At 73.7% G+C, this 26,650-nt stretch carries 23 protein-coding genes; 15 read left to right on the forward strand and 8 right to left on the reverse strand.

Going from position 1 to position 26,650, the window contains the following annotated elements; translation table 11 throughout:
* Positions 1-448: 448 nt before the first annotated feature.
* From ABD976_RS23435 to larC, 8 genes are all read left to right on the forward strand, one after another.
* Positions 449-1,879, forward strand: coding sequence for a family 2B encapsulin nanocompartment shell protein (locus ABD976_RS23435; protein WP_345366732.1), 1,431 nt, complete (start codon positions 449-451; stop codon positions 1,877-1,879).
* A gap of 57 nt (positions 1,880-1,936) precedes the next feature.
* Entirely contained in the window at positions 1,937-3,328 is a 1,392-nt protein-coding gene (locus tag ABD976_RS23440) for a family 2B encapsulin nanocompartment shell protein (protein WP_345366734.1), read from the forward strand.
* Positions 3,329-3,418: 90 nt separating this feature from the next.
* Complete coding sequence (locus ABD976_RS23445) at positions 3,419-4,462, forward strand: family 2 encapsulin nanocompartment cargo protein polyprenyl transferase (RefSeq protein ID WP_345366736.1); 1,044 nt, start codon at positions 3,419-3,421, stop codon at positions 4,460-4,462.
* Positions 4,463-4,587: 125 nt separating this feature from the next.
* Complete coding sequence (locus ABD976_RS23450; protein WP_345366738.1) at positions 4,588-5,061, forward strand: hypothetical protein; 474 nt, start codon at positions 4,588-4,590, stop codon at positions 5,059-5,061.
* A 206-nt stretch (positions 5,062-5,267) separates the two neighbouring features.
* Positions 5,268-6,557 (forward strand): nickel-dependent lactate racemase, encoded by a 1,290-nt coding sequence (gene larA / locus ABD976_RS23455; RefSeq protein WP_345366740.1) that lies wholly within the window; start codon positions 5,268-5,270, stop codon positions 6,555-6,557.
* Positions 6,558-6,559: 2 nt separating this feature from the next.
* The gene (gene larE / locus ABD976_RS23460; RefSeq protein ID WP_345366742.1) at positions 6,560-7,387 is read left to right on the forward strand and encodes an ATP-dependent sacrificial sulfur transferase LarE; all 828 of its coding nucleotides are present in this window, start codon (positions 6,560-6,562) and stop codon (positions 7,385-7,387) included.
* Positions 7,384-8,058 carry a nickel pincer cofactor biosynthesis protein LarB gene (gene larB, locus ABD976_RS23465; RefSeq protein ID WP_345366744.1) on the forward strand — a complete coding sequence of 225 codons (675 nt, stop codon included), beginning with the start codon at positions 7,384-7,386 and terminating at the stop codon, positions 8,056-8,058. The genes larE and larB overlap by 4 nt, the downstream gene beginning before the upstream one ends.
* Positions 8,055-9,224, forward strand: coding sequence for a nickel pincer cofactor biosynthesis protein LarC (gene larC / locus ABD976_RS23470; RefSeq protein WP_345366746.1), 1,170 nt, complete (start codon positions 8,055-8,057; stop codon positions 9,222-9,224). Before larB ends, larC begins: the two co-directional genes overlap by 4 nt.
* Before the next feature lie 66 nt (positions 9,225-9,290).
* Here the strand turns inward: larC and ABD976_RS23475 are convergent, their stop codons facing one another.
* The 3 genes from ABD976_RS23475 to ABD976_RS23485 are packed head-to-tail and all read right to left on the reverse strand — an operon-like array spanning position 9,291 to position 12,858.
* On the reverse strand, positions 9,291-11,378 hold the full coding sequence (locus ABD976_RS23475) for a xanthine dehydrogenase family protein molybdopterin-binding subunit (protein ID WP_345366748.1): 2,088 nt from the start codon (positions 11,376-11,378) through the stop codon (positions 9,291-9,293).
* Positions 11,375-12,364, reverse strand: a complete 990-nt coding sequence (locus ABD976_RS23480) for an FAD binding domain-containing protein (protein ID WP_345366750.1) — start codon at positions 12,362-12,364, stop codon at positions 11,375-11,377. The genes ABD976_RS23475 and ABD976_RS23480 overlap by 4 nt, the downstream gene beginning before the upstream one ends.
* Positions 12,361-12,858 (reverse strand): (2Fe-2S)-binding protein, encoded by a 498-nt coding sequence (locus tag ABD976_RS23485; RefSeq protein WP_345366752.1) that lies wholly within the window; start codon positions 12,856-12,858, stop codon positions 12,361-12,363. Before ABD976_RS23485 ends, ABD976_RS23480 begins: the two co-directional genes overlap by 4 nt.
* A 112-nt stretch (positions 12,859-12,970) precedes the next feature.
* On the opposite strand from ABD976_RS23485, the gene ABD976_RS23490 reads away from it, so the two are divergent.
* On the forward strand, positions 12,971-13,783 hold the full coding sequence (locus ABD976_RS23490) for an SAM-dependent methyltransferase (protein ID WP_345366754.1): 813 nt from the start codon (positions 12,971-12,973) through the stop codon (positions 13,781-13,783).
* Positions 13,784-13,966: 183 nt separating this feature from the next.
* Entirely contained in the window at positions 13,967-16,183 is a 2,217-nt protein-coding gene (locus ABD976_RS23495; protein ID WP_345366756.1) for a terpene synthase family protein, read from the forward strand.
* Positions 16,184-16,225: 42 nt separating this feature from the next.
* On the opposite strand, the gene ABD976_RS23500 is transcribed toward ABD976_RS23495, so the two are convergent.
* Both ABD976_RS23500 and ligD read right to left on the reverse strand, forming a co-directional pair.
* Positions 16,226-16,546, reverse strand: a complete 321-nt coding sequence (locus ABD976_RS23500; protein WP_345366757.1) for a hypothetical protein — start codon at positions 16,544-16,546, stop codon at positions 16,226-16,228.
* A gap of 23 nt (positions 16,547-16,569) precedes the next feature.
* Positions 16,570-17,457, reverse strand: a complete 888-nt coding sequence (gene ligD, locus ABD976_RS23505; RefSeq protein ID WP_345366759.1) for a non-homologous end-joining DNA ligase — start codon at positions 17,455-17,457, stop codon at positions 16,570-16,572.
* 379 nt (positions 17,458-17,836) lie between these two features.
* Between ligD and ABD976_RS23510 the strand changes: the two genes are divergently transcribed.
* Positions 17,837-18,052: a hypothetical protein gene (locus ABD976_RS23510; RefSeq protein ID WP_345366761.1), complete on the forward strand. Its 216-nt coding sequence runs from the start codon at positions 17,837-17,839 to the stop codon at positions 18,050-18,052.
* A gap of 166 nt (positions 18,053-18,218) precedes the next feature.
* On the opposite strand, the gene ABD976_RS23515 is transcribed toward ABD976_RS23510, so the two are convergent.
* Entirely contained in the window at positions 18,219-18,869 is a 651-nt protein-coding gene (locus tag ABD976_RS23515) for a hypothetical protein (protein WP_345366763.1), read from the reverse strand.
* A gap of 215 nt (positions 18,870-19,084) precedes the next feature.
* Between ABD976_RS23515 and ABD976_RS23520 the strand changes: the two genes are divergently transcribed.
* Positions 19,085-20,566, forward strand: a complete 1,482-nt coding sequence (locus ABD976_RS23520) for an AMP-binding protein (RefSeq protein ID WP_345366765.1) — start codon at positions 19,085-19,087, stop codon at positions 20,564-20,566.
* Positions 20,567-20,589: 23 nt separating this feature from the next.
* Here ABD976_RS23520 and ABD976_RS23525 read toward each other — a convergent pair whose 3' ends face one another.
* On the reverse strand, positions 20,590-21,693 hold the full coding sequence (locus ABD976_RS23525; RefSeq protein ID WP_345366767.1) for a nitronate monooxygenase: 1,104 nt from the start codon (positions 21,691-21,693) through the stop codon (positions 20,590-20,592).
* 272 nt (positions 21,694-21,965) lie between these two features.
* Here ABD976_RS23525 and ABD976_RS23530 point away from each other — a divergent pair, with 272 nt between their 5' ends.
* The gene (locus tag ABD976_RS23530) at positions 21,966-23,423 is read left to right on the forward strand and encodes an MFS transporter (protein WP_345366769.1); all 1,458 of its coding nucleotides are present in this window, start codon (positions 21,966-21,968) and stop codon (positions 23,421-23,423) included.
* A 10-nt stretch (positions 23,424-23,433) separates the two neighbouring features.
* A complete protein-coding gene (locus ABD976_RS23535) occupies positions 23,434-23,997 on the forward strand; it encodes a TetR/AcrR family transcriptional regulator (RefSeq protein WP_345366771.1) in 564 nt (187 codons plus the stop codon).
* Positions 23,998-24,035: 38 nt separating this feature from the next.
* Here ABD976_RS23535 and ABD976_RS23540 read toward each other — a convergent pair whose 3' ends face one another.
* Complete coding sequence (locus ABD976_RS23540) at positions 24,036-25,025, reverse strand: Acg family FMN-binding oxidoreductase (RefSeq protein WP_345366773.1); 990 nt, start codon at positions 25,023-25,025, stop codon at positions 24,036-24,038.
* A gap of 252 nt (positions 25,026-25,277) precedes the next feature.
* On the opposite strand from ABD976_RS23540, the gene ABD976_RS23545 reads away from it, so the two are divergent.
* Entirely contained in the window at positions 25,278-26,543 is a 1,266-nt protein-coding gene (locus ABD976_RS23545; protein WP_345366775.1) for an aminotransferase family protein, read from the forward strand.
* Positions 26,544-26,650: the final 107 nt, after the last annotated feature.

Here is a 26,650-nt window from a genome sequence, read left to right on the forward strand (position 1 = left end):
CCCGACAATTCACCGGCAGACCGGTAAATAGCAGTTGAATCGTTTTGCACGACACTACTGCGAAGGCGCCGCCGAGTGGATAACCCAATTCGTCGATTTCCGCGGGTCGACCAATACGCTCGAATGGAGCAGCGGAGCGCGGAATATGCCGGTCCGACCCGGAAAACCGCAGGAGGAGGCACCGCAGGCGGACACATGGCGTATCGTCCGCGCCGCACAAGAGGTTGTTCAGGTGAAATCCGGAGCCGTCCGGACAACCGGCTTAGGCCGGCGGGGCGAGCCACCACTTTCGAGTGACTGTACGACCCCGATCACGGGTGCTAGCGTCGCTTCCGACGAACGGGAAAAGCACCCGCCGAACAATTGGCGAACAGCAGATTCCGACCATTCCCCTTTTCACTAATTGACGCGGTAGTAGCACCGCGCGTCCTCCCCTGCCTGACGACACATGATTGGTGGTATCGGCGTGACCTCGATCGACCCGCTCAACAGCACCGAAGCGGAGCAGCAGCAGTCGAGCCTGAGCACGGCGGCAGCCCGGAACCTGGCCACCACGACCAAGTCCGCACCGCAGATGCAGGGCATCACCTCGCGCTGGCTGCTGCGGATGCTGCCCTGGGTGCAGGCGGCGGGCGGCACCTACCGGGTCAACCGGCGGCTGAGCTACACCCTCGGCGACGGCCGGGTGACCTTCACCAACACCGGTGCCGACGTGCGGGTCATCCCGCAGGAGCTGGGCGAACTGCCTCTGCTGCGCGGTTTCGACGACGACGCGGCGCTGACCGCGCTGGCCGACCGGTTCGAGCAGCGGGAGTTCGAGCCGGGCGAGGTGATCGCCGAGGAGGGCCGGCCCGCCGAGCAGGTGGTCCTCATCGCGCACGGCAAGGTCAACCGGATCGGCCGCGGCGAGTACGGCGACCGCACGGTGCTCAGCGTCCTCGCCGACGGCGAGTACTTCGGCGCCGACGTGCTCACCGGCGCCGAAACCACCTGGGACCACACCTTCAAGGCCGTCACCCGGTGCACCGTGCTGACCCTGCGGTACCAGTCCTTCCAGGAGCTCAACGGGCACTCCGAGGCGCTGCGCGAGCACATCCGGCAGGCCCTCGACAGCCCGCGCCGCGCGCACAACGACCACGGTGAAGCCTCGATCGACATCTCCTCCGGGCACAGCGGCGAACCCGCGCTCAGCGCCACCTTCGTCGACTACGAGCTGGCCCCCCGGGAGTACGAGCTCAGCGTGGCCCAGACGGTGCTGCGGGTGCACAGCCGGGTCGCCGACCTCTACAACCAGCCGATGAACCAGGTCGAGCAGCAGCTGCGGCTCACCATCGAGGCGCTGCGGGAGCGCCAGGAGGACGAGCTGGTCAACAACCGGGACTTCGGGTTGCTGCACAACGCCGACCTGCGGCAGCGGGTGCACACCCGCAGCGGCCCGCCCACCCCGGACGACATGGACGAGCTGCTCGCCCTGGTGTGGAAGGAACCGGGCTTCTTCCTGGCGCACCCCAAGGTGATCGCCGCCTTCGGCCGGGAGTGCAGCAAGCGCGGCCTCTACCCGCACGCCGTCGACCTCGCCGGCCACCAGGTGCCGTCCTGGCGCGGCGTGCCGATCCTGCCGTGCAACAAGCTGCACGTCAGCGACTCGCGCACCAGCTCGGTCCTGCTGGTCCGCCCCGGCGAGGAGAACCAGGGCGTCGTCGGCCTGCACCAGACCGGCATCCCGGACGAGTACCGGCCCGGCCTCTCGGTGCGGTTCATGGGCATCAACGACCAGGCGCTCATCTCCTACCTGGTCAGCGCGTACTACTCGGCCGCCATCCTGGTGCCGGACGCGGTCGGGGTGCTGGACCACGTCGAGATCGGGTTGGAGGGCTGATCGGGCCGCGAGCGACGAGCAACCAGCGCGAACGAGCCCAGTGAGGAGTCCAGTCCAGTGACCTCGACAGAGATCGACGAGGCCGAGCAGCACGCATCCAGCCTGAGCACCGCCGCGGCGCGAAAGCTGTCCTCCACCACCAAGACGACACCGCAGATGCAGGGCGTGACCCCGCGCTGGTTGTCGGCGATGCTGCCGTGGGTGGAGGTGGAGGCGGGCACCTACCGCGTCAACCGGCGCCTGACCTACGCCGTGGGCGACGGCCGGGTGACCTTCGCCGGCGGCGACGCCGACCTGCGGGTGATCCCGCAGGAACTCCGGGAACTCCCGCTGCTGCGCGGCTACGACGACGACTCGGCGCTGTCGGCGCTGGCCGACCGGTTCGTGCGGCGGGAGTTCGAGCCGGGCCAGGTGATCGTCGCCGAGGGACAACCGGTGGAGCAGGTGTTCCTCGTCGTGCACGGCAAGGTCAGCCGGCTCGGGCACGGCGAGTACGGCGACCGCGCGGTGCTCGGCGTGCACGCCGACGGCGAGTACTTCGGCGCCCAGCTGCTGGCCGGCGAATCCGAGTGGGCGCACTCGTACCAAGCGGTCACGCACTGCACCGTGCTGGCGCTGGGGCGCACCGGCCTCGCCGAGGTCACCGACCAGTTCGCCGACCTGCGCGCGCACGTCGAGCGGGTCCGCGACGCCCCGCCCGCTGCCCGCAACAAGCACGGCGAAGCGGCGATCGAGATCAGCTCCGGCCACTCCGGGGAACCGGCGCTGCCGAGCACCTTCGTCGACTACGAGCTGGCACCCCGGGAGTACGAGCTCAGCGTGGCCCAGGCCGTGCTGCGGGTGCACAGCCGGGTCGCCGACCTCTACAACCAGCCGATGAACCAGATCGAGCAGCAGCTGCGGCTGACCGTCCAGGCGTTGCGGGAGCGCCAGGAGCAGGAACTGCTCACCAACCGCGACTTCGGGCTGCTGCACAACGCCGACCTGCGGCAGCGGATCCCGACCCGCACGGGTCCGCCGACGCCCGACGACATGGACGAACTGCTGTCCCGCCGACGCGGCTCGCGGTTCTTCCTCGCCCACCCCAAGGCGATCGCCGCCTTCGGGCGGGAATGCAGCAAGCGCGGGATCTACCCGGACACCACCGAGGTCGGCGGCAAGCGGATCGCGGCGTGGCGCGGTATCCCGCTGCTGCCCAGCGACAAGATCCCGATCAGCGAGCGGGGCACCAGCTCGATCCTGTGCATGCGCACCGGGGAGGACGACGAAGGCGTCGTGGCCCTGCACCAGACCGGCATCCCCGACGAGCACGAACCGGGGCTCAACGTCCGGTTCATGGGGATCGACGAACAGGCGGTCATCTCCTACCTGGTCAGCACGTACCACTCCGCCGCCGTGCTGGTCCCGGACGCGCTCGGCGTGCTCGAACGCGTCGAGATCGCCCGCTGAGGTCGCGGTGCCCGCGGTGGGCCACCGCGGGCACCGCACCCGATCCGGCACGCAACCCCATCGGCGAACGCAGTCCGAAAGAAGGAAGTCATGGCCACCACGCAGCAGGAAACGAACAGCGGTTCGGACGCCCACGAGGCCCTCTCCCGCAGCCGCGCGATGGTCGACCCGGCGCTGCGCTCCGCCGTGGACCGGTTGCCGACCAGGATGCAGACCATCGTCGGCTTCCACCTCGGCTGGTGGGACGAGCACGGCAATCCCATCCGGGCGGACCGGGGCAAGACGGTCCGCCCCGCGATGGTGCTGCTCTCCGCCGCCGCCGTCGGCGGTGATCCGGCGGCCGCGGTACCGGCCGCGGTGGCCGTCGAGCTGGTGCACAACTTCTCGCTCCTGCACGACGACGTGATGGACGGCGACGTCACCCGCAGGCACCGGCCGACCGCGTGGACCATGTTCGGCAGCGGACCGGCGATCCTGGCCGGGGACGCGTTGCTGAGCCTGGCCACCGACGTCCTGGCCGCCAGCGGGCACCCGGAGGCCACCAGCGCGGTGCGGGTGCTCAACACCGCCGTGCTGAGCCTGATCAACGGGCAGAGCCAGGACCTGGCGTTCGAGGACCGGCGGGACGTCGAGGTCACCGAGTGCCAGCGGATGGCGCGGGACAAGACCGGCGCGCTGCTGGGCTGCGCGTGCGCCCTCGGCGCGCTGTTCGGCGGCGCCCGCAACGGGCAGGTCGCCCGGCTGCGCAGCTTCGGCGAGCGGCTCGGGCTGGCCTTCCAGCACGTCGACGACCTGCTGGGCATCTGGGGCGACCCGGCGCTGACCGGCAAGCCGGTCTTCTCCGACCTGCGGACCCGGAAGAAGACCCTGCCCGTGGTCTCGGCGCTGAACTCCGGGTCGCCCGCCGGGCAGCGGCTCGCGGCGCTGTACTTCAGCGATCAGCCGCTCTCCGGCAGCGACCTGGCGCGGGCGGCGGAACTGGTCAGCGTCGCGGGTGGTCGGCTCTGGAGCCAGAAGCAGGCCGACGAGCTGCTCACCCGGGCGCTGGGCGACCTGCGGGCGGCGGAACCGGTGGCACGTCCCGCCGAGGAGCTCAGCGCGCTGGCCCACCTGCTCACCCACCGGGACCACTGACCCCGACGCCGTCCGGGCGCACGGCGCGACGCGGCGACGATCACCGGATGGGGTGAGCTTGCCAGCGGACGATCATCCGCTGCCCCAGACTTCCGGCGGAGCACCCCCGCCGGAAGGAAGTTCCCGTGCGCCTGCGACCCGCCCACGCATTGCCGTTGACCGGGGCGTTCACCGCTCTGGTGCTGGCCGTCGGAGCCCACCCCGGCGGCGGCGCCCCGGAACGGCCGACGACGCCCACCCCGGTCCGCCCGGTCGCCGCCGCGGTGGCCCCCGTCGACGCCGCCGCCCTCCGCTCGCACGAACCCGATGGCACCGCCGCGATCGGCGTCGTCCGGCTCCCCGGGCCGGACGTCCCCGGGCCGAACGTCGCCGGGCCGGTCGACGTCCGGGGCGGAGAGACCTCCGCGGTGCCGCCAGGCAGCGCACCGGGGCCGACCGGCACGCCGCCCGCCGGGGAGGGCGACCCGAGCACGCCGCTGGCGCGGACGGGCAGCGCGACGGGCGGCTGGCTGCCGCTGGGCATCGCGCTGCTCGGGCTCGGCGGCGCGATCGTGGCCGTGCTGCGCCCGCCCCGGGACCGGGACGTCGACCACCGCTGATCCGCTCCCCCCGCCCGACGGCCCGCCGCCGGAATCCTCGCCGAGGACGACCTTGGTCCGGCGTGGCCGAAGGGCTAAGGTTCGGTCAGACCATTTGACGGCCGAACCGGTGAGGACGAACATGCGGTCGCAGAACGACGCCGACGCCGGACCGCGCCCGGTGCGCGGCGCGGCACCGAGCTCCGCGGCGGACGGCGGTCGTCGGGATGGCTGAACCGGTTCCGGTGCGACTGGCGTACGGCGAGACCGGGCTGGACGTCGAGTTCCCCGCCGACCGCACCACGGTCGTGCGCCCCGAGTACCACCCGGGGCTCGCCGACGAGGCCGCCGCGCTGCGGGCCGCGCTGCGCGAGCCGGTGGCCGGTCCGCCGCTGCGGGACCGGGTCCGCCCGGGGCAGACCGTGGCCGTGTCGGTGTGCGACAGCACCCGGCCGCAGCCCCGGCACCTGATGATCCCGGCGCTGCTGGCCGAACTGGACGGCATCGTGGACCTCGCCGACGTCGTGCTGCTGGTGGCCACCGGCACGCACCGGGCGAACACCGACGCCGAACTGCGCGCGATGTTCGGCGACGAGGTGGTGGACGCCGTGCGGATCGTCAACCACGACTCCCGGGACCGGGAGTCGCTGGTGTGGTGCGGCCGCCACGGCAAGGACGTGCCGGTGTGGCTGCACCGCGAGTGGGTCGAGGCCGACGTGCGGATCACCACCGGGTTCGTCGAGCCGCACTTCTTCGCCGGGTTCAGCGGTGGCCCGAAGCTCGTCGCGCCGGGGCTGGCCGCCTTGGAGACGGTGCTGACCCTGCACGACGCGGCGCGCATCGCCCACCCCTCCGCGACCTGGGGCGTCACCGAGGGCAACCCGGTGCACGACGACGTCCGCGCCATCGCCGAGGGCACCGGGGTGGACCTCGCCTTCGACGTCCTGCTCAACCGGGAGCACCGGATCGTCGAGGCGTTAGCCGGGGACCTGCTGCCGATGCACCGGGCGGCCTGCCGGGCCGCGCAACGGCTGGCGATGCGCCCGGTCCCGGCCGCGTTCGACGTCGTGGTGACCACCAACTCCGGCTACCCGCTGGACCAGAACCTCTACCAGGCGGTGAAGGGGATGTCGGCGGCGGCCGAGGTGGTGCGCCCCGGCGGGCTCATCGTCTGCGCCGCGGAATGCCGCGACGGGTTCCCGGACCACGGCTCGTTCCGGGAGGTGCTGGCTTCGGCGGCCTCACCGGAAGAGCTGCTCGCCGACATCGAGGCGCGCGAGCGCACCGTGCCGGACCAGTGGCAGGTGCAGATCCAGGCCAAGATCCAGAGCCGGGCCCGCGTCGCCGTGCACAGCGCGCACCTGGGCCCGGCGGAGCTGCGCTCGGCGCACCTGGAGCACTGCGCGGACGTGGGGGCCACCGTGCGCGACGCGCTCGCCGCCGATCCCGCCGCCCGGGTCTGCGTGCTGCCGGAAGGACCGCAGACGATCCCCTACCTCGCGACGGAAAGGAAGTGACCGTGGCACAGCAGCAGCCGCTGGAGCGCCTCAGGTCCCGGCTCGGCCGGGAGGACGCGCTCGTCGTCGCCTTCTCCGGCGGTGTGGATTCGGCGCTGGTCGCCGCCACCGCGCACGCGGTGCTCGGGGAGCGGATGCTCGCCGTCACCGCCGTCTCACCGAGCCTGGCCGCCGCCGAGCGCGCGGAGGCCAAGCGATTCGCCCGCGAGCGCGGCATCCCGCACGTGGAGGTGTGCACCGACGAAGCCGAGCGCCCGGAGTACGCGGCCAACGACGCGAACCGCTGCTACCACTGCAAATCGGCCCTGTTCGACGCGATCGAACCGCTGGCCGGGATGCTCGGCGCCCGGGTCGCGCTGGGCACCAACCTCGACGACCTCGGCGATCACCGGCCCGGTCAGCGGGCGGCGGCCCAGCGCGGCGCGATCGCCCCGATGGTCGACGCCGAGCTGACCAAGCAGGACGTCCGGGCCGCGAGCCGGGAGCTGGGGCTGGTCACCGCGGACAAGCCCGCGGCCGCCTGCCTGGCCTCCCGCGTCGCCTACGGCGAGCAGGTCACCCCGGAGGTGCTCGGCCGGATCGAGCGCGCCGAGGAGCGGGTCAAGGCGCTGGGCTTCGCGGTCTGCCGGGTCCGCTCCCACGGCGACGGCACCGTGGCCCGGTTGGAGGTGCCCGCCGAGGACTGGGACCGGGCGGCCGCGCTGCGCGAGGAGCTGGACCGGGCCGCGCGCGAGGCCGGGTTCGAGTTCTGCGCCCTGGACCTGGCGGGGTTCCGCAGCGGCCGGATGAACGCGCTGCTGCCGCTGCTGCCCGCCCGGAGCGCGTCATGACCGGCTTCGCCGACCTCGGCTACGCGCGGGTGGACACCGATCGCGAGGACCGGCAGGGCTTGCCCGAGATCGTCTACGGGCCGGGCAAGCAGCCCGACGAGATCGTCGGCATCGTTTCCGAGCTGCTGCGCCGCAGCACCGGTCCGGTGCTGGTCACCCGGGTCGATCCGGAGGTGGCCGAGCACGTCGCCGAGCGGGTCGACGGGGCCGTGCACCACCCGGCGGCGCGCCTGCTGACCTGGCGACCGGCTCCCGCGGGCACCTTCGAGGTCTGCGTGGTCACCGCGGGCACCGCCGACGGGCCGGTGGCCGCCGAGGCCGAGGCCGTCGCGGCGGCGATCGGGTTGTCGACCCGGCTGGTGCGCGACGTCGGGGTGGCCGGCATCCACCGGCTGCTCGCGGTGCGCGAGGACCTGGCGCGGGCGGACGCGGTGATCGTGGTCGCGGGCATGGAGGCGGCGCTGGCCAGCGCGGTCGGCGGCCTGGTCGGTTCTCCGGTGGTCGCGGTGCCGACCTCCACCGGCTACGGCGCCGCGCTGGACGGGGTGACCGCGCTGCTGTCCATGATGACCTCCTGCGCGGCCGGGCTCACCGTGGTCAACATCGATTCCGGGTTCTCCGCGGCGATGGCCGTGCACCGGCTCGCCCGCACCGCCGCGAGGCCGCGGTGATCCTCTGGCTCAACCCGGTGACCGGCGCTTCCGGGGACATGCTGCTCGGCGCGCTGCTCGGTCTCGGCGCACCGCTGGAGCGGGTCCGCGATGCCGTCGCCGGGACCGGCCTGACCGGCTGGCGGCTGGCGGCCGAACCGGTGCAGGTGGCGGGTGTCGCGGCGACGAAGGCGGTCGTGGAGGTCGACGACCGCGCGCCGGAGCGCCGCGCCGCCGAGCTGCTGGAGCGGGTCGGGCGCGCCGCGCCGGAACCGGTCGCGGCGCTGGCCTCGGCGGCGGTGCGGGCGATCGCCGAGGCGGAGGCGGCGCTGCACGACCGGCATCCCGACGACGTGCACCTGCACGAGATCGGCGGGCTGGACACGGTGGTCGACACCGTGGGGGTGGCCGCCGCGCTGCACGCCCTGGACATCACCGCCGTGCACTCGGCCCCGCTGGCGCTGGGCAGCGGCACGGTCCGCTGCGCGCACGGCGTGCTGCCCGCCCCGGCCCCGGCGACCCTGGCCCTGCTGCGCGGCGCGGCGGTCGTCGGCACCGACCTCGACGGCGAGACGGTCACCCCCACCGGCGCGGCGCTGCTGGGCGCGGTGGGCACCAGCTACACCCCGCCGCCCGCGATGACGGTGCGGGCCACCGCGTTCGGCGCGGGCACCAAGCGGTTCGCGCAGCGGCCCAACGTGCTGTCGGCGACGCTGGGCGAGCCGCGCGACGCCGCCGCCACCGAACCGATGGTCGTGCTGGAGTCCAATGTGGATGACGTGTCGGCCGAGGTGCTCGGGCACGTCGTCGACCGCGCGCTGCGCGCCGGGGCCGCCGACGCCTGGACCTCACCGGCGACCATGAAGAAGTCCCGGCCCGGCAACACCGTGCACGTGCTGTGCGCGCCGGACCGGGAGGCCGAGCTGACGAGGCTGCTGCTCGCCGAGACCGGCAGCCTGGGCCTGCGCCGCCACCAGGTCGACCGCCGCGCCGTGCCGCGCAGCACCACCACGGTCGAGGTCGAGGGCCACCCGGTGCGGATCAAGCAGGGTCCGTGGCACGCCAAGCCCGAACACGACGACGTCGCCGCGGCGGCCGAGGCCCTCGACCGGCCGCTGCGCACCGTCGCCGCCCAGGCCCTCGCCGCCCACCAGGAGCACCGGCTCACCCGCACGAGCCACGAGTGAGGGGCCCCTTCATCCGGCATGGTCGGATGAAGGGGCCCCTCACCTGGTCCTGACCACCCGGTCGGGTCAGAGGAACTTGTCCAGCGTGATCGGGAGATCGCGCACCCGGACTCCGGTGGCGTGCCAGGCGGCGTTGACCACGGCCGCCGCCGTGCCCACGATCCCGATCTCGCCGATCCCCTTGGCCCCCAACGCGTTGACGTACGGGTCGTCCTCGTCGATCCAGTCCGCGTCCACCGATCCCACGTCGGCGTTGGCGGCGATGTGGTACTCGGCGAGGTCGTGGTTGACCACGTGCCCCTGGACCGGGTCGAGGTAGCTGTGCTCGTGCAGCGCCATCGACATGCCCATCGTCATGCCGCCGATGAGCTGCGAGCGCCCGGTCTTGGCGTTCATCATGCGCCCGACGGCGAACATGCCGAACAGCCGCGGCACCCGGATCTCGCCGGTCATGGCGTGCACCCGGACCTCGGCGAACTGGGCGCCGAAGGCGTGCATGGCGTACTGGTCGCGGTACGGGTTGTCCGGCACCTGCCCGACGACCTCGATCCCCTCGTCGGGAACCGGGCCCCCGGCGGGGAGTTCGTCGCGCAGCCGGCGCGCGGCGTCGACGATCGCCGAACCCCAGGACATCGTCCCGGTGGAGCCGCCCGCGCCGCTGGCGTAGGGCAGGTCGGTGTCGCCGATGCTGAGCACCACGTCGTCCAGCCCCACCCCGAGCGCGTCGGCGGCGATCTGGGTCAGCGCGGTCCACGCCCCGGTGCCGATGTCGGCGGCGCCGACGCGCACCCGGTACCGGCCGTCGGGCCCCACCCGGATGGCCGCCTGGGAACCGCCGTGCGGCAGCACCGGGTAGCTGGAGGCGGCGACCCCGGTGCCGACGAGCCACTCCCCGTCGCGCCGCGCCCCCGGCGTGGGATCGCGGTCGTCCCAGCCGAAGCGGCGGGCGCCTTCGCGCAGGCAGGCCTCCAGGTTGCGGCTGGAGAACGGCAGCCCGGTCTCCGGGTCGGTCCGCGGGTCGTTGCGGACGCGGAACTCGATCGGGTCCATCCCGCACGCCAGCGCCATCTCGTCCATCGCGACTTCCAGCGCGTGGGTGCCGGGGCACTCACCGGGCGCCCGCATCCACGACGGCACCGGGACGTCGAGCGCGGCGATCCGGTGCGTCGACCGCCGGTTCGGCGCGGCGTAGAACATCCGGCTGGGCACCGCGGTCTGCTCGGCGAACTCCTTGATCCGGGAGGTCTGCTCCACCACGTCGTGCCCGATCGCGGTGAGCGAACCGGCGGGGTCGGCGCCGAGCTGGATCCGCTGGATGGTGCCGGTGCGGTAGCCGGCGAGGCTGAACATCTGCTGGCGGGTGAGGGCCAGCTTCACCGGCCGCGGCGTCACCAGCCGGGCCGCCATCGCGGCCAGCACCGTCGGCGCGTGCGGCTGGCCCTTGGAGCCGAAACCGCCGCCCACGTGCGGGCACACCACGTGCACGTGCTCGGGGTCCATCCCGAACACCGCGCAGATCGCGTCCCGCACCCAGTGCACGCCCTGCGTGGAGTCGTACAGGGTGAGGTCGTCGCCCTCCCAGCACGCGATGGTGGTGTGCGGTTCCAGCGGGTTGTTGTGCTCCAGCGGCGTGGTGTAGACGGCCTCGTGGGTGACCGCCGCGTCGGTCATCGCCCGGTCGAGGTCGCCCTGCGCGGTGTCGGTGGTGAACCCGCCGTTGACCGCGTCGGGCTTGTAGAGGTCCGTGCGGTCGGCCGAGAGCCGCGTGTCGTGCTCCCGCCGCTGGTACTCGACGTGGACGAGCCCGGCGGCGTAGCGGGCCACCTCGGGCGTCTCGGCGAGCACGCCGCCGATGAACTGGCCCCGGAAGGCGACCTCGCCGGACTGCAGGATCGCCAGCTCCTGGTCGTCCGCCGAAGCCACGCCGGGTGCGTTGTGGTGGGTGAGCACGCCCACCACGCCCGGTTCGGCCAGCGCCGCGCTGGAATCGATGGCCACGACCCGCCCGGCCGCGACGTCGGCCTGCAGCGGGTGCAGGTACACCGGCCGGTCGACCGGGTGCTCGAAGGAGTAGCGGGCGAGCCCGCGGACCTTGTCGGCGCCTTCGACCCGGTCGACCGGCGCGCCCAGAGGTGTCGTGGTGGTGGCCGTCATCGCTGATCACCCGCCAGTTCGAGGAGTGCGCCGAGGATCATGTTGCGGGCCAGCGGCACCTTGAACTCGTTCTCGGGCAGGGTGCGCGCCTCCGCGAGTTCGGCGTCCGCGGCGGCCCGGAAGTTCTCGGCGTCCGCGGCTGCCCCGCGCAGCCGGTCCTCGGCGAGGCTCGCCCGCCACGGCTTGTGCGCGACGCCGCCCAGCGCCAGCCGGACGTCGCGCACCACGCCGTCCTGGACGTCGAGGGCCGCCGCCACCGACACGAGCGCGAACGCGAACGAGGCGCGGTCCCGGGCCTTGCGGTACCGGGAGCGCACCGCCCAGTCGGCGGGCGGCAGGTCCACCGCGGTGATCAGCTCGCCGTGCTCCAGCACCGTGTCGTCCTGCGGCACGTCGCCGGGCAGCCGGTGCAGCTCGGCCAGCGGGATCCGCCGCTGGCCGCCGGGTCCGCGCACGTGCACCACGGCGTCCAGCGCGGCCAGCGCCACCGCCATGTCCGACGGGTGGGTGGCGATGCACGACCGGGACGCGCCGAAGATGGCGTGCTCCCGGTGGAACCCCTCCAGCGCGGCGCAACCGCTGCCGGGCTCGCGCTTGTTGCACGGCGTGGTGACGTCCTGGAAGTAGACGCAGCGGGTCCGCTGCAGCAGGTTCCCGCCGGTGGTCGCGAGGTTGCGGAGCTGACCGGACGCCCCGGCCAGCAGGGCCTGGGACAGCACCGGGTAGCGCTCGCGGACCAGCGGGTGCCCGGCGAGCGCGCTGTTGGTCACCGCGGCGCCGATCCGCAGGCCGCCATCGGGCAGCTCCTCGACGCGGTCGGAGGTCAGCGTGCGGACGTCGACCAGCAGGTCCGGTTCGGTGACCTCCAGCTTCATCAGGTCGACCAGGTTGGTGCCCCCGGCCAGGTAGGCCCCGGCCGGGTGCTCGGCCACCGTGGCCACCGCCCCCTCGACGTCCGCCGCGGATTCGAATCGGAAGGGCCTCATCGACGCGCCACCTCCTCGATGGCCGGGACGATGTTGGCGTAGGCACCGCAGCGGCACAGGTTGCCGCTCATCCGTTCCCGCACCTCGTCGCCGAGGTCGGCGCCGTCGTCGGTCACCTTGCTGGGCCAGCCGTCGGCGAGCTCGTCGAGCATCCCGACCGCCGAGACGACCTGTCCGGGCGTGCAGTAGCCGCACTGGAACGCGTCGTGCTCGACGAACGACTCCTGGACCGGGTGCAGTTCCCCGGCCTCCTCGGCCAGCCCGGCGGCGGTGGTCACGGTCGCCCCGTCGAACGCCACGGCGAGCATCAGGCAGCTGTTGACCCGGCGGCCGTCGCACAGCACGGTGCACGCGCCGCACTGCCCGTGGTCGCAGCCCTTCTTGGGGCTGGTGATGCCCAGCCGGTCGCGCAGCGCGTCCAGCACGGTGGTCCGGGTGTCGATCGTGACCCGGTGCGTGGTCCCGTCCACCACGAGGGAGATATCGGCGTCCACATTCGCCTCCATTCACAGGCGGTCGCCTTCCGGGCTTACCCCGCCGCACCCCGCCTCACGCCCCGGCGGCCGACTATTGTCGGGCAGCGCAGGCCACGACGAAGGAGCTCAGGTGAGCAACCACGGCTACGGTCCCCGCGAACTCGATCTGGACGCACCGAGCGCCGCCCGCGCCTACGACTACTTCCTCGGCGGGGCGCACAACTTCGAACCCGACCGCCGCTTCGCCGACGAGGTGCGCGCGATGGTCCCGTGGGTGGCCAACGTGGCGAAGCTGAACCGGTCGTTCCTGCAGCGGGTGGTGCGCTTCTACCTGGACCGGGGCATCACCCAGTTCATCGATCTCGGGTCGGGCATCCCGACCGTGGGCAACGTGCACGAGGTCGCCCAGGCGCGGGACCCGGAGGCCGCGGTGGTCTACGTCGACTTCGAACCGGTGGCCTGGCACTCGGCCCAGACGTTGCTCGCGGACAACCCGCGCGCGACGATCATCCAGGCCGACGTCCGCGACCCGGCGGCGATCCTGGGCCACCCGGACACCCGGCGGCTCATCGACTTCAGCCGCCCGGTCGGCCTGCTGGTGGTCGGCGTGCTGCTGTTCGTCGGCCCGGAGGACCGGCCGGCCGAGCTGGTGGCGGCCTACCGGCGGGAACTGCCGCCGGGCAGCTACCTGGCCCTGTCGCACCTGACCGACGAGGACGCCGACCCGGCCCTGCGCGCCGACGTGGAACGGCTGATCGCGCTGTACTGGTCGGCCAACGAGCACGTCCACTCCCGCACCCGGGAGGAGTTCGCCTCCTGGTTCGAGGGCACCGAACTGGTCTCCCCCGGGGTGACGTTCCTGCCCGACTGGCGGCCCGACTCGGCGGAGGAGCGCGACGACGTCGCGCGTCCGCTCGGGTACGGCGGCGTCGGCCGCGTCTAGGGCCCGAACGGGCTACCGCCGGACGACGGAGCACCGCCCGAACGGACCAGCGGGACGCGTCCGGTCGAGCGACACGCCCAACCTGATCGTGTGCAAACGCCTCCGGTGCGTTGGCCGTCGACGAGCGGCCTGGTTTCGTGCAGGGCGTCGGCGATCACCCGAGCGGAAGGACCGGTGCGCACCATGCAGAGCTTTCAACCGCCGGAGTACTACATGCCCTACCCGGCGCGGTTGAACCCGAACCTGGAGCGGGCGCGGGAGCACACGAAGGCGTGGGCGTACCGGATGGACATGATCGACGTGCCGCAGGAGGGCGTGCCGATCTGGGACGAGCACGACCTGGACTCCCACGACTACGCCCTGCTGTGCGCCTACACCCACCCCGACGCCGACGGGCCGGAACTCGACCTGATCACCGACTGGTACGTGTGGGTGTTCTACTTCGACGACCACTTCGTCGAGCTCTACAAGCGGCGCCCCGACCTCACCGCCGCCCGCGCCCACCTGGACCGGCTGCGGGCGTTCATGCCGGTCGAGGGCGACATCACCGAGACCCCCACCAATCCCGTGGAGCGCGGGCTGGCCGACCTGTGGGCGCGCACGGTGCCGGGGACCGGGCTGGACTGGCGGCAGCGCTTCGCCGAGAACACCAAGCACCTGCTCGACGAATCCCTGTGGGAGCTGCTCAACATCAGCGAGGACCGGGTGTCCAACCCGATCGAGTACGTCGAGATGCGCCGGAAGGTCGGCGGCGCGCCCTGGTCGGCGAACCTGGTGGAACACGCGGTGGGCGCCGAACTGCCCGCCGCCATCGCCGAATCCCGGCCGATCGGGGTGCTGCGGGACACCTTCGCCGACGGGGTGCACCTGCGCAACGACCTGTTCTCCTACGACCGCGAGGTGCTCGACGAGGGCGAGCTGAGCAACGGCGTGCTGGTCTTCGAGCGATTCCTGGGGTGCTCCACGCAGGAGGCCGCCGACACCGTCAACGACCTGCTCACCTCCCGGCTGCACCAGTTCGAGCACACCGCGCTGACCGAGGTCCCGGCGCTGCTCGACGAGCACGGCATCGACCCGGCGGGGCGGCTGGCCGTGCTCGGCTACGTCAAGGGCCTGCAGGACTGGCAGGCGGGCGGGCACGAGTGGCACATGCGCTCCAGCCGGTACGTGCACGAGGGCGGCAGCACCGAGACCCCGTTCCTGGACGGCCCGCAGGGCCTGGGCACCTCCGCGGCGCGCATCGCGTCCTCGCTGCTGGCCACCGCACCGCAGCGGTTGCGCTCGTTCAGCCACCGGCCGTTCGAGCCGGTCGGCCCCCGGGCGGTGCCCGAGGTGCACGTGCCCTTCCAGGTCAGCCTCAGCCCGCACCTGGACAGCGCCCGGGAGCACCACGTCGAGTGGGCGCACCGGATGGGCATCCTCGACGACGTCCCCCGGGTGTGGAACGAGGAGCAGCTCCGCGGGATGGACCTGCCGCTGTGCTCGGCCGGGCTGGACCCCGACGCCACCGAGGAGCAGCTGCACCTCTCCGCGGACTGGCTGGCGTTCGGCACCTACGGCGACGACTACTACCCGATCGTCTTCGGCCGCTCCGCCGACCTGGTGGGCGCCAAGGTCTGCACCGAGCGGCTCAAGGAGCTGATGCCGGTCGACGGACCGGCCGCGGTGGTGCCGGTGTCCCCGCTGGAGCGGAGCCTGGCCGACCTCTGGGAGCGCACGGCCGGGCCGATGCCGGTGGAGTACCGCCGCGAGTTCCGCCGCTCCGTCGAGGCGATGGTCGACGCGTGGTTGTGGGAGCTGCACAACCAGCTGCTCAACCACGTCCCGGACCCCATCGACTACGTGGAGATGCGGCGCGGCACCTTCGGCTCGGAGATGACGATGAGCCTGTGCCGCCTCAACCACGGCAGCGCGGTGCCGCCGGAGATCTACCGGACCCGCACCATCCGGAACATGGAGAACTCCGCGATGGACTGCGCCTGGATGATCAACGACCTGTTCTCGTACCGCAAGGAGATCGAGTTCGAGGGCGAGGTGCACAACCTCGTGCTGGTGGCGCAGAACTTCCTGGACTGCGACCTGGCCACCGGCTACCGGCTGGTCCACGACCTGCTGGACGCGCGGATGCAGCAGTTCCAGCACGTCGTCGACACCGAGCTGCCCGCCCTGTGCGAGGAGGAGGAGCTCGGCGCCGAGACCCGCGCGGCGCTCGCGCAGTACGCCACCGAACTGCAGGACTGGCTGGCCGGAATCCTGCTCTGGCACCAGCGCACCGACCGCTACCAGGACGAGAACCTGCGGTACAACCTGCCGCACGCCCCGGCAGCGGCCGAGGAGCCCGCGTTCGTGCAGCGCCCGACCGGCCTGGGCACCTCCGCGGCCCGGCTGAGCCTGGGCTGAAGACCCCCGGGGGCGGTGCCGACCGCCGCCCCCGGGCTCCGGCTAGCGCTCGTCGCCGGCCTGCTGCTCGGCGTCCTGGTCCACGCTCTCGTCGAGCTCGTGCTCCCGCCGCTCGGCGATGGGCCGGTCCTCGACCGGTTCGTTCGCGGTGTCCGGGCGCTCCTGGGCCAAGTACTCGTCGACCGAACCGCGTTCGCGCTGCTCGCGTTCGGTCGGCGGGTCCGCCGCGACCGGGGACCAGCCCTCGGCGGGCTCGATGCCCCCTTCCAACGGGTCGGTGCCCAGCTCCTCCTCGTCCGTGCCCTCGGACTGGTCCAGGGTGGTGCCCGGTTCCTCGGGGGCGTCCGGGTTCGGCTCGGTCATCGTCACTCCTCCCTCTGGTCGGGTCAGCGCGCTCCGAAATCGCTGCCGCGGGCCTCGTCGATCCCGGCCCACGGATCGGCCTTGCGCGCCAGCCGCCTGGCCAGGTTCGCCAGCCCGTAGGACCGCGGCTCGACCCGGGACAGCTCCCCCGGATCGATCGGGGTCGCCGCCGGTGCTCCCGGGCGGGCCCGCAGCGAGTACGGCGCGATCATCGTCTGCCCGTAGGCGTTGCGGTTGATGTCCAGGAAGATCCGGTCACCCCGCTTGTCCTTGCGCTGCTCGGTGGTCAGCCGGTCCGGTTCGGCCTCGGCGGCGGCCTCGACGAGCTCGCGCACCGCGGCCCGCACCTGCTCGAAGTCGCGCCGCGCGCGCAGCGGGGCGACCACGTGGAACCCCTTGCCGCCGGTGGTCTGCACGTGCGGGTCGAGCCCGGCGTCGCGGAACCGCCGCGCGATGGTCCGCACCGCGCGGCGCACCTCCGGGGTCCCCGTCCCCTCCGGCGGGTCCAGGTCCACCACCACCAGCCGCGGCCGCTCCAGGTCGTCCACCCGGGATAGTCCGATGTGGAATTCCAGGCAGGCCTGGTTGGCCAGGTACAGCAGCACGGCGGGATCGTCGACGACGACGTGGTGCACGCTGTCCTGCTTGCCCCGCTGCGGCACCTCCGCCACCGGCACCCAGTCCGGGAAGTGCCGCGACGCCTCCTTCTGGAAGAAGCCCCCGGCGTCGATGCCGTCCGGGTAGCGACGCAGCGTGAGCGGCTTGCCCCGCAGGTGCGGCACCATCACCTCGGCCACCGCGCGGTAGTGCTCCACCACGTCGGCCTTGGTGATGCCCTCCGCCGGGTACATCGCCTTGTCGCCCCGGGAGACCTCGATCCGCCGTCCCGCGACCTCCAGCACGCCCGTCACCGCACACCTCCCGGTCGGCCCGGCCGCACCGGGCGCACGACGTCCTTCGGCCCCGACGTACCCGATCGCCCCGCCCGGCAATCCCCCGCCCGGCGGCCCGCTCGCTCGCCTGTTCGCCCCCGGTACCGGCGTCGCGGGACCGCCGGACGGGTGGTCGCGCACCCCCGTCAGCGCTGTGACCAGCGGCGGACCCGAACAGGCGATGCGTGCGCCGACGTCGGTGCCGGGGTGGGTGATGGTGCCGGTTCCGGGGCCGGGGAATCCTCGCTGGTACCGGCCCGACGCGGCCGCTGGGACGAACGGGTGACCAGCGGAACCAACGGGCCCCGAAAAGGGTCGATCATCGTGGAGGAGCACTCGGAGCCGAACCAGGAGCGACATGGAACAGCACGTGTACGCCGAACTCGTCGGAGGCCCGGAGGACGGCCGGAGCTTCATCATCCCCACCGCCGACGCCGCGCTGCCCCTCGGGCAGTTCACCTTCCCCGCGCCGTGCGACGGCGAGGACGACGACAGCCGCTACGACCGCAGCGACCAGCGGGCGGACGGCGTCTGGCGCTACCAGTACGCCGGGCTGGCGCGCAGCCTGGGCTGATCCCGCGCCGACCGCCTGCGCGTCGAGGCGCTCCCCGCGGGGCACGACTGCGCACCGGACCGGCCGCGGTGCCCGGCGGCGGACCGCAGGGGTGCGGATGGGCACCGTTGACCAACCGCACCGCGGCCATCATCGCCGATGCCGCCCGCGCCGCACCAGGCTCCCGTCACCCGCGATCCGTCGCGGTGGCGTGGTCGTAGTAGGCGAGCACGCCCGCCGCGGCGTGCAGGGCGAATCCGGCGTCCGCGTCGGCGGGTCCGGCCGCCAGCGCGAGGACCCGGCGCAGCGACCCGTCGACCAGTTCGTCCAGCGCGAGCCAGCGCGCCGCCGGGTCGTCCCCTTCCGCCGCGTCCGGCGCGAAGTCCCGGGTGCAGCGGGCGAGACCGGCGCGCAGCGCCGCCACCGCGTCGTCGAACCCGGCGCTGTCGGCCGGACGCGCACGCGGCGCGCGCTCGGCGACCAGGCCGGCGACGTGGCGGATGTCGTCCACGTGGTCGGCCAACCACTTGCGCTTGCGGTGCACGTGCCCGAGCTGCGGCCAGCGCTTGCGCGCGGCCTGGCGGGAACGTCCGGTCACCGCGCTGAGATCGGCCAGGCTCGCGCCCAGCCAGATCGCCCGTCGCGCCGCGTCGGCGGTGACCTCCGCCGCCGCGACACCGATCAGCTCCTCCGCCTCCAGGGCGGCGCCGAACCCGCGCAGGGCCTCCGACCGGCGCCGCCGCTCCTCTCCGATGTCGTTCTGCTTGCTGCCGGGATCGACGGGCTCGACCTCGACCCCGGCGACCACCTCGTCGACCGCCTGCCGCGCGCTGCGCACGCCCACCACCTCCTGTGAACCTGAGGTTCACACTCTAGCGCGTAAACCCTCGGTTCACAACCGGCCCCCGAAGGCCGGGAGGCGCATAGCCGCGGCCTCACGGACCGTTCGGCCCGAGGCACTTGCCCCCGCCGCACCGACTGGAGTTCGATCGGAGGTGCCGTCGACCTCGACCGTCCGCTGTGGACGGCCGCTTCCGGCCGGAGGAGGCCCGCGTGCCCGCAGACGACCACCGCGCAGAACCACCGGGAACCCCGTTCGCCGTCCGCTGGGCCGAACTCGCGGACGCCGACCCGGAGCGTCCCGCGTTGACCTGCGAGGGCACCACCCTGACCCGGCGCGAGCTGGAGCACCGGAGCAACCGGCTGGCCCGGGAGCTGGCCGGGCGCGGGGTCGGACGCGGGGATTTCGCCAGCATCGTGCTGCCCAACGGGATCGGTTTCGCGCTCGCCGAACTGGCCGCCTGGAAGGTGGGGGCGATCCCGCAGCCGCTGAGCCCGAAACTACCTCCGGGCGAGCTGGCCGAGATCGTGGCGCTGACCGACCCGGCCGCGCTGATCGGCGACGTGGAACCGGTCGTCTCCGGTCACCGCCCGGTGCTGCCCGCGCGGTTCACCCCGCCCGAGGAGCAGGACCCGGGCCCGCTGCCGCCCGCGGTCTCGCCGTCGTGGAAGGCGCCGGTCTCCGGTGGCAGCACCGGGCGGCCGAAGGTCATCGTGGCGGGACGACCGGCGCTGGTGGAGGAGGTCGAGGCTTCCGCCGACGCGTTCGGCATCGAACCGGACGGGGTCGCCCTGGTGCCGTCGCCGCTCTCGCACAACGGGCCGAACATGGCGGTGGCGCTGGGCCTGCTGCGCGGCAACCACGTGGTGCTGATGCGCCGCTGGGACGCCGCCGAGGCGCTGCGACTGATCGACGAGCACCGGGTGAGCTGGCTGTACGCGGTGTCGACCATCCTGCACCGGATCGCCAAGCTGCCCGAGGAGACCCGGGCGGCGGCCGAGCTGTCGTCGCTGCGCACCGTCTTCCACACCGCCGCGCCGGTGCCGGTGTGGCTGAAGCGGACGTGGATCGACTGGGTCGGGCCCGTGCTGCGCGAGCTCTACGCCGGGACGGAGGCGCAGGCCTCGACGCTCATCACCGCCGAGGAGTGGCTGGCGCACCCCGGATCGGTGGGCCGGGTGCAGCGCGGGCAGATGCAGGTCCGCGACGAGGCCGGGCACGTCCTGCCGCCCGGGCGGGAGGGCAAGGTCTGGATGCGCCCCGATCCGGGCGTCGAGCCGACCTACCACTTGCTCGGCGCCGAACCGGAGTCCGATGCGGCCGGGTGGGAGACCCTCGGCGACATCGGCTGGTTCGACGAGGACGGCTACCTCTACCTCGGTGACCGGGAGGCGGACATGATCCTGGTCGGCGGCGCCAACGTCTACCCGGCCGAGATCGAGGCCGCGCTCGGCCTGCACGAGTCGGTGCTGGACAGCTGCGTGATCGGGCTGCCCGACGAGGACCTCGGCAACGCACCGCACGCGATCGTGCACCCGCGCGGACCGGTGACCGAGGAAGCGCTGCTGTCCCACCTGCGCGGCCACGTCGCGGCCTACCGGATGCCGCGCAGCGTCGAATTCGTCGGCACCCCGCTGCGCGACGAGGCGGGCAAGGTCCGCCGCTCCCGGCTCCGCGCCGAACGCCTGCCCTGACCGGCGAGTGGGCCGGCAACGGCTCAGGACAACGACCGCAGCACGTGCTCGCAGTCGTCGATGATCTCCCGCGCGATGTCCTCGGCCGGTCGCAGCCGCCGGAAGCCGCCGACGACCTGGCCGATGTAGAACGACTCCAGCTCGCGGGCCCCGGCGTGCCCGGCTCCGGCGGCGGCGTCGATCCGCCGCCACGCCTCGTTGACCAGCACCGGTTGCAGCGGCATCGGCAGCGCGGCCGGCCCGGCGGCCCACTCGTCGTGCCAGGCGCTGCGCAACTGCCGCGCGGGCTTGCCGGTGCGGGTCGGCGAGCGCAGGGTGTCGCCGCTGCCCGCCGCGAGGAACTTCTCCTTGACCACCGGCGAGGTGATGTCCTCGTGGCTGGACAGCCACACCGAGCCGCACCACACCCCGGCGGCGCCCAGCGCCAGCGAGGCCGCCATCTGCCGCCCGGAGGCGATCCCGCCCGCGGCCAGCACCGGAACGTCCCCGGCGAGATCGACGACCTCGGGCACCAGCACCATGGTGGCGATCGTGCCGGTGTGCCCGCCGGCCTCGGTGCCCTGCGCCACCAGCAGATCGACGCCGAGGTCGAGCTGCCTGCGGGCGTGCTCCGGTGCGCCGACCAGCGAGGCGACCACGACGCCTGCGGACTTGCCCCGCTCGACCAGCCCCGGCGGCGGCGTGCCCAGCGCGTTGGCGACCAGCGAGATGCGGTGGGAGAAGGCGACGTCGAGCAGCGGCTGCACGATCTCGGCCCCCACGCTGGCCGCGAAGCGGTCCCCGCCCAGCGCCGAGCGGTCGATCGGTTCGAGGTCGTAGCGCTCCAGCAGCCCGTTGAGGAACGCGTAGTGCTCGTCGGGGATCCGGGCGCGCAGGCTCGCGACGTCCTCGTGCGGATCGGATCCGGCGATGCGTCCCGGGACCAGCACGTCGATGCCGTACGGCTTGCCCCCGACCTGCTCCTCGATCCAGGTGAGCTGGACGTCGAGCTCCTCGGGCGTGTAGCCGGTGGCGGCCAGCACGCCGAACCCGCCGGCGTTGGTGACGGCGGCGACCACGCCCGGGGACCGGTTGAACCCGACCAGCGGGTGCCGCACGCCCAGCATGTCGGTGACAGCGGTGCGCATCGCGCGCTCCTCCCCCTCCGCGGCCCCGTCGCCGTCCCGGGGCCTCCGGGCATGATGGCCGATCGACGAGCCGCCGCACCACCACGCACGCACCGCCCGGCCGCGCAAGCCGCCACCCGGGTGGCATCTACCCGGGGTTCACTGTGGACGGACGATCGCGCGGATTTCCGTCCACTGGGCGGGATCAACGCAGGTGGCGTATTGCTACGCGGGGTGAACAAGTGTTTACTCCAAGTCCGGAACACATCCGCAGCCCAGCCCGAGGAGCTCGAGTGCGCACCGCGCTGCACGTTTCCGGCCCACCCCTGCGGCATTCGCGCACCGTCATCGGCGTGCTCGCGTCGTGCGGTATCGCGGTGTCGCTGATGCAGACCCTGGTCGTCCCGCTGCTCCCGGAGTTCCCCCGGCTGCTGGACACGACGCCGGGCAACGCGGCCTGGCTGGTGACCGCGGCGCTGATCTCCGGCGCGGTGTTCAGCCCGGTGCTCGGGCGGCTCGGCGACATGTACGGCAAGCGCCGGATGCTGCTGGTGGCGCTGGGGCTCATGGCGCTGGGCAGCGCGATCGGCGCGGTCACCGACGACTTCGCCGCCGTGCTCGTCGGCCGGGTGCTGCAGGGCACCGCCGTCGGGGTCGTGCCGCTGGGCATCAGCATCATGCGGGACCTGCTGCCCGAGGACAAGGTGGCCTCCGGCGTCGCGCTGATGAGCGCCACCCTCGGAATCGGCGGGGCGATCGGGCTCCCGATCACCGGGGTGGTCGCCCAGCACCTGAGCTGGCACTGGCTGTTCGCCGGGGCGGTGGCGTTCGCGCTGCTGGAGATGCTGCTGGTGCGGCGGATCGTGCCGGAGTCCGCGCTGCGCACCGGCGGACGGTTCGACCTGCTCGGCGCCGTGGGCCTCAGCGCCGCGCTGACCTGCCTGCTGCTGGCGATCTCGAAGGGCAACGACTGGGGCTGGTCCAGCGCGCTGGTGCTGGGCCTGTTCGGCGGCGCGGCCGTGCTCTTCGCCGGGTGGGGCTGGTACGAGCTGCGCACGCCCGCCCCGCTGGTGAACCTGCGGGTGTCGGCCCGGCCCGTGGTGCTGCTGACCAACATCAACTCGGTGCTGGTCGGGATGGCGATGTTCGCCGGTTTCCTGGTCGGCGCCCAGCTCATGCAAGCACCGGAGGCCACCGGCTACGGCTTCGGCATGTCGCTGGTGCTCTCCGGGGTCGTGCTGCTGCCGATCGGTTCGGCGATGGGGGTGTTCTCCCCGCTGTCGGCCCGGATCACCCGCCGGTGGGGACCGCGCACCACGCTGATCACCGGCAGCCTGGTGCTGGTGGCGGGCCACCTGGCGAGTTCGGCGCTGCACGGCCCGCTGCCGGTGGTGGTGGGCGGGCTGACGGTGGTCGCCATCGGCGGCGCGCTGGTCTACGGGGCGCTGCCCACCACGATCATGCGGGCGGTGCCCTCGACCGAGACCGCCGCGGCCAACAGCCTGAACACCCTCGCCCGCTCGATCGGCACCTCCGGGTGCAGCGCCGTCGTGGCCGCGCTGACGACCGGATCGGTGGTCCACGTCGCCGGGGTCGAATACCCCTCCGGTGCCGCCTACTCCGCCGTCTTCCTGGTCGCGGGCGGGGCCGCGGCGCTGGCCGTGCTGCTCGCCGCGCTCACCCCGGCACTGCCCGCGCCCGGCAGCACGACCGCGTCCGATACCTCCTACGAACCGGTCCGGTCGCGCTAGCCTGGTGCCCATGCCCACGGTCGGCGATCAGCGGCGCGCCACCTGCGCCACCCGCGACGCACTGCTCCGGGCCGCCCGCAGGCGCTTCTCGCTGCACGGCTACGCCGACGTGACCCTGCGCGACATCGCGGCCGATGCCGAGGTCAGCGCCGCGCTGGTGGTCAAGTACTTCGGCAGCAAGGAGAACCTGTTCGCCGAAGCGTCCGGCTTCGAGCAGGACGCGGCCCGGCTGCTGGACTGCCCGCTGCCGGAGCTCGGCGAACACCTGGTCCGGACGCTGCTGGACTACCACGACCGCACCCAGGGCGATCCGCTGCTGCGCGCCCTGTTCACCTCCGCCCGCCCCGCGGGCGCCCAGTTCCGCACCAACTTCGAGCACCAGCTCGTCGAACGCCTGGCCCAGCGGCTGACCGGCCCGGACGCCCGGCTGCGCGCCGAGCTGGTCTGCTCGCACCTGCTCGGCCTGAGCGCCGCGCGGCTCGTGCTGCGCACCGGGGCGATCAGCGCCGAGCCGCGCGATCGCCTCGTCGCCTTCACCGCACCGCTGCTGCAGCGCTGGCTCGACGGCCGCTGACCGGTCGCGCCCGGGTCGTCCGCCCGGTCCGGGTCCCGTCAGTCGGCGAGGACGTCCGGCAGCGGGCGCTTCCCGCTGCGCGGCACGCCGTCCGCGGCCGGATACCCCAGCCGCAGCACCAGGTGCGGTTCGCCGGACATCCCCAGCGCCGCGCGCACCCCGGAGCGGACCTCCGGCAACCGCAGCGGTTGGGTCATCACCGACCCGACCAGGCCGAGCCGGGTGGCCTCCACCCAGGCGCGTTCGGCCGACTCCCCGACCTGGAGCTGCTCGCGCGGACCGTCTCCCCCGGCGCCGAAGACCAGGACCAGTTCCGCGGACAGCCGCTCGGCCAGGCGGTGCTCGTCGGGCACCCGGGCCGCGGGCCCGGCGAGCCCCGCGGCGGGCGCCCCGGAGGCGGCCAGCGCCCCCGGAGCCAGTCCCGCGTCCCGGGAGCGCCCGGTCCACTCCGCCAGCTCCCGCTGGTAGCCCGCGTCGTCGCGGTGCACCCGGGCGGCGTAGCCGAGCAGCTCCGCCACCTCCCGGGCGGTCTCCCGGCCCTCCAGCCAGGCCACCGGGGCGGTCGCCGCGGCCAGCACGGCGGTGCGGGTCAGCGCGGGCACCGGCCGCGCGGCGAACGCCCGCCGGTGGCTGGACCGGCGGGCCAGGGCGCGCAGCCGCTCCCGGTCCAGCGGGGTGACGGGCTGGCGCCCCCGGGCGGTGACCGTCGCGGTGGTCGCCGCCGACGGGCGCCACCGGATCTCCGGCGACCGGCCCAGCGCCCGGACCGCGATCGCGAGGTTGGCCACCGCCGCCCCGCAGGAGATCCGGGCGTCGCGGCCGTGCGGATCGTGCTCCCGCAGCGGCGCCTCGTCGCGCTGCTCCAGGACCGCGCGGCGGCCCTCGACCCGCAGCGACCACGGCTGGGTGTTGTGCACCGAGGGAGCCCGGCTCACCGCATCGGCGAGGACCGCCGTCTCCTCGGCCGACCAGCTCGCGTCCTCGCCCGGCCCCGGAACCCGGTGCCGGGCAGCGGTGTGCCACGCCATCGTTCGTCGACCTCCCGTGCGGCGGATGTCCCAGCGCCACGGTGCCGGGCGGCCACCGCGCGGGCCAGGGGCGGAAGACCCGGCCGGAATCGCCGAGCGGCCGCGGCGGCGGCACCCTTCCAGTAGCGGTCGGACCGATGACGGCCGGGCCGATGGACGCGGTCCGGCCGGCGAAGACCGGACCGGCACTGGCGGGGTGATCGCCTCAGCGGCGAAGCTGGACCACCGAGACCGCAGAGGAGGACCGAACGAATGACGACAGCACCGCACGGCACCGCGCTGTGGCACCCGTTCGCGGACATGTCCGAGGTCAAGGCCGAGCAGTTCTGCGTGACGAGGGCGGAGGGCGTCTGGATCTACGACGACCGGGGGCGGCGCTACCTCGACGGCACCGCGAGCCTCTGGTACGCCAACGCCGGGCACGGGCGCACCGAGATCATCGAGGCCGCCGCCGCGCAGATGCGCGAGCTGGCGGCGTACTCGGTGTTCAACGACTTCACCAACCCCCGCGCCGAGGAGCTCGCCACCCGGCTGGCCGGGCTCGCCCCGGTGGACGACGCGAAGATCTTCCTCACCACCGGTGGCGGTGAGGCGATCGACACCGCGGCCAAGCTCGCCCGGCTGTACTGGGCGCGGCGCGGGCACCCCGAGCGCACCCACATCCTCAGCCGCGGGTCGGCCTACCACGGCACCAACGGCCTGGGCACCGGCATCGGCGGCATCGAGGCCAACCGCACCGGCTTCGGCGCACTGCTGCCCGACGCGGTGCGGGTGGCCCGCGACGACGCCGACGCCCTGCGCGAGACCGTCGAGCGGCTCGGCGCCGAGCGGGTCGCCGCCTTCTTCGCCGAACCCGTGCTGGGCGCGGGCGGCCTGCACCCGCCGGAACCGGGTTACCTGGAAGCGGTGGCCAAGATCTGCGCCGAGCACGACATCCTGTTCGTCGCCGATTCGGTGATCTGCGGCTTCGGTCGGGTGGGTACCTGGTTCGGCGTGGAGCGGTGGGGCCTGCGCCCCGACATGATCACCTTCGCCAAGGGCGTCACCAGCGGTTATCTCCCGCTCGGCGGGGTGGTCGTCGGCGATCGGGTGGCCGAACCGTTCTGGCGCGGCACCGGCGGCGCGTTCCGGCACGGCGCGACCTACTCCGGGCACCCGACGGTCGCCGCCGCCGCGCTGGCCAACCTCGACGTCCTGGAGCGGGAGTCGCTGCTGCGGCGGGCCGACGAGCTGGAAGGACCGCTGCACGAGGCGCTGCGCTCGCTGGCCGGGCACCCGGCCGTCGGCGAGGTCCGCGGCGGCACCGGGCTGCTGGGGGCCGTCGAACTGGCCCCCGACCTGCTGGCCGAGGACCCGGGCGCGGTGCCGCGCGCGCAGCGCGCCGTCCGGGACCGCGGGGTGGTGGTGCGCCCGCTGGGCACGGCGCTGGCCGTCTCCCCGCCGCTGACCATCACCGAGTCCGAGATCGGCCTGATCACCGACGCCCTCCGGGAGGGCCTGGACGCGATGCTGCGCTGACCGCGGCCGCAGGCGGCATCCGAGCCCGCGCGGCCCGGATGCCGCTCGGCGCGGAACGGCGCCCCTGTTGAGGTGGACGGCGGACCACTTGGCAAGATACGACTTCC

Source organism: Saccharopolyspora cebuensis (genome assembly GCF_039542665.1).
GTDB classification, from domain to species: domain Bacteria; phylum Actinomycetota; class Actinomycetes; order Mycobacteriales; family Pseudonocardiaceae; genus Saccharopolyspora; species Saccharopolyspora cebuensis.